Source organism: Candidatus Megaera venefica, assembly GCF_034554655.1.
Taxonomy (GTDB): domain Bacteria; phylum Pseudomonadota; class Alphaproteobacteria; order Rickettsiales; family Rickettsiaceae; genus Megaera_A; species Megaera_A venefica.
Genome location: NZ_JARJFB010000178.1, coordinates 1 through 3,048, shown reverse-complemented (window position 1 = coordinate 3,048; position 3,048 = coordinate 1). Strand labels below are relative to the sequence as shown.

Below are 3,048 nucleotides of genomic sequence, written 5' to 3'. Positions count from 1 at the left end.
CTTCAGACACATCAAGATCTTGCTGCAAATATTCATAACCACAAAAATATTGCCAATAAATATTTTCCTTTAGCTCTTCCTCCGTAAACGAATCAGAACCGTTGTACATAGCTTGAAGCATTGATAGTGCTAGCATTACTCTATGATCTTTCTTATTTCTACCAAATTGCTTGATTTCAATGTTAGGCAATGCTCTGGCTTCAAGTTCAGACCAATTTACTAAATCCCTTAGTTTATATAACTTGTTTTTAGGATTTAGTTTTGTAGATAATTTCTCTTCAAATAACCTTTCTTGTTTTTGGAGAAAAGTAATATTTTCTATAGGCATAATTTTAAAATCCGTAAGCTTTATGCGGTAATTATACCATTTTCTTATGGATTTTGTAAGCTGTTTATGACATGAAACCCCTTGTTAATTCAGGCGGGGAGAGTTTTGACGGAGGGACTAGTTATGTCCGGCAAGAAATATAGTTATACCTGGCCTGATCTTTTATCTTTTTATCTACCGCCATACTGAACTCAGTGGGCTTCGCAAGTCTCTTCGGCCAAGTAATCTTCTCCTATCTCTTAAGATCCTGAAGTAAATTCAGGATGACCGTGCGTACAGCAAGTCCCAGTATAAAACCATACGACTCTATTCCTTATCCATAGTTGAGGTTATATATCAATAATATCAAGAATCATTTCTTATAGGCTTTAGCTAAATCAAGGTAGTTTTGAAGATTACCTTGCATAAACTCCCTCTCTTGATCTGTAATCATCCGTACAAATTTAGCTGGTCTTCCAATCCACATCTCATTCTTACGCACTATCTTACCAGGAGAAAGTAAACTTCCTGCGCCTAAAAAACCATATTCCTCTACTATAGATTTATCCATTACGGTAGATTGCATGCCAATAAATGCATTATCCTCAATGCTGCATGCGTGTATAAGAGCCATGTGACCAATAGTAATATTACTACCAATATGGGTTGGACCGTCAAATCTTGATGTGTGGATTACTGTACCATCTTGAATGTTGGTATTCTTTCCTATTGTAACCTTGGCTACATCACCCCTAATCACCGAATTAAACCAAATATTCGCATATTCTTGAATTGTTACATCACCAGCTATTACTACCCCATCTGCCAAATAGACAGTTTCATGGATATTTGGCGATAGGTTTTTATAATCAACAAGTTTATATCCCATACAAATTTAGTCTGTATTTTTTATTTGAAGTAAAATTAATTTAGATAATGAATTTTAGGATGAGGTTGCGCAGCGTATATTAAATACGCGAGCACAACTGAATCCTGCTAAATTCGTTAGGTCAATTAATTTTACTGGTCCATGTTATATTTTGCTCGAAGCTCGTCATATTCACCAGTAGCTTTAAGGGATGCTATACCTTCTTCAAGGTAACCTATATATTTTTTGATATTAGGAATATTTGCAGAAAAAGCTATATATATAGGCAATTTTTCTTTTGTTACTTTTCCTGCGTTTCTTATAGATTTGGCTAATCCTGTTTCTTGAGTGTAATATTTGACAACTCTTTCATCTTCTATGTAAACATCAATTTCGTTGTCCATCAAATTCGCTATAGATTCTATAACTGCATTTGCTCCATCTTCAACAACGAACATACCAGGGTTTGTTGTATAGTTACTTCCAATATACTGATTTATAGACTCATCAACCAAATAGTCCATGATAATGCCAATTTTCCTACCTCGCAGCGAGCTAATACCGTCATATGTCCAATCAGTGTCAACTCTAGTAAACGCTACAGACAAACTATAATCTAATGGCAACTCGGTTGAGGCTAGCTTCTTACCCTTTGGATTACTAAGACCAACAATACCATCAACTTTCCCTGAGCCCACCTCCTCTAAAGCCTGACTCCAAGGCATCATCCTATACTCCACATCTATTCCATAAATATATAATGCTCTTCTTGCTAGTTCTACTAGAAAACCCTGGCGCTCACTCTCCGGATTACAGTTATAAGGACACCAGTAATCTCCAGCTATTACCAGTGATTTTCTTTCTTTTTCAACAGCTTGAACACTAGTTACAGCAAGCAGAACAATTAAAGCTAGTTTCAATTTGATTGTTTTCATAATAGATTTCCAATAATATTGACTTCATATATTGATAGACAAGCAATAACGCATAAAATACTAATCAATTAACTATAACATGAATTTCCGCGATCAAGGTATAATTATCTCAAAAAAGCCGCTAAAAGAGCGTAGCTATATTGTAACCATATTTACAGAAAACCATGGTATTTATTCTGGTGTACTAACCCAATATAGTAAAAAAACAGGGGACAGTTTGGCTGAAGGAAATCTTGTAGATTTTTTTTGGAATGCCCGTTTGCACGAGCATATTGGTTCTATTAAAGCTGAACTCATTAAATCTTACAATTCTCAATTATTGATGAATAAAACTAAATTATACGCTTTCAATTCCATCACAAGTATATTAAATATAGCTTTTTGCGAGAGAGCACCTCATAACAATCTATTCCCAGCTCTCTTGGCTTTTATGGAATCTCTTAAACAAGAATTTTCTTTTTCTGAATATATAAAACTAGAAATAGAAATCCTGGCCGAAGCTGGATATAAGCTACAGCTTAATAAATGTGTGGCGACAGGACTTGCAGATGATTTACATTATGTATCACCAAAATCTGGATGTGCAGTATCTAAAAATGTTGGTGCTCCATACTCTGATAAGCTTTTAATATTACCTAAATTTCTTGCCGGTGATATTCTAGACAAAGATTCAACAACTGATGCATTAAACCTTACATCGTATTTTTTGAACCGCTATATACTAGTAGATAAGGGGCCCCCACAAGCTAGACAACAGTTTACTGAGCATATAGCTAGCCAAAGTTTCTAAAATAAAGATTTGAGATATTATGGCTCTGTTGCAAATTTAGAAGGAGAATAAAATAATCTGTAAATGCACGGTTGTGAACTTTAGAATTAACTGCTTTTAGTCATAGATATAGAACAATCTTTTAACAAATTGTACTTGTTCTAAAATA

4 protein-coding genes are annotated in these 3,048 nt (G+C 34.5%); 1 reads left to right on the top strand and 3 read right to left on the bottom strand.

Features of this window, described 5'->3' with window-relative positions:
• The 3 genes from Megvenef_RS08350 to Megvenef_RS08340 form a co-directional block, all read right to left on the bottom strand.
• The coding region (locus Megvenef_RS08350) for a transposase (RefSeq protein ID WP_322776028.1) at window positions 1–328 on the bottom strand (328 nt) is incomplete at its 3' end.
• Window positions 329–680: 352 nt separating this feature from the next.
• Window positions 681–1,196, bottom strand: a complete 516-nt coding sequence (locus Megvenef_RS08345) for a gamma carbonic anhydrase family protein (protein WP_322777482.1) — start codon at window positions 1,194–1,196, stop codon at window positions 681–683.
• Window positions 1,197–1,327: 131 nt separating this feature from the next.
• Complete coding sequence (locus Megvenef_RS08340; protein WP_322777481.1) at window positions 1,328–2,110, bottom strand: substrate-binding periplasmic protein; 783 nt, start codon at window positions 2,108–2,110, stop codon at window positions 1,328–1,330.
• Between the two features lie 79 nt (window positions 2,111–2,189).
• Between Megvenef_RS08340 and recO the strand changes: the two genes are divergently transcribed.
• On the top strand, window positions 2,190–2,900 hold the full coding sequence (gene recO, locus Megvenef_RS08335; RefSeq protein WP_322777480.1) for a DNA repair protein RecO: 711 nt from the start codon (window positions 2,190–2,192) through the stop codon (window positions 2,898–2,900).
• The last annotated feature ends 148 nt before the right edge of the window (window positions 2,901–3,048 follow it).

What these genes read in the sequence shown, in the direction of transcription:
- Megvenef_RS08345 (WP_322777482.1), bottom strand. Translation starts at nt 1,196, where the DNA reads ATGGGATATAAACTTGTTGATTATAAAAACCTATCGCCAAATATCCAT.
- Megvenef_RS08340 (WP_322777481.1), bottom strand. Translation starts at nt 2,110, where the DNA reads ATGAAAACAATCAAATTGAAACTAGCTTTAATTGTTCTGCTTGCTGTA.
- recO (WP_322777480.1), top strand. Translation starts at nt 2,190, where the DNA reads ATGAATTTCCGCGATCAAGGTATAATTATCTCAAAAAAGCCGCTAAAA.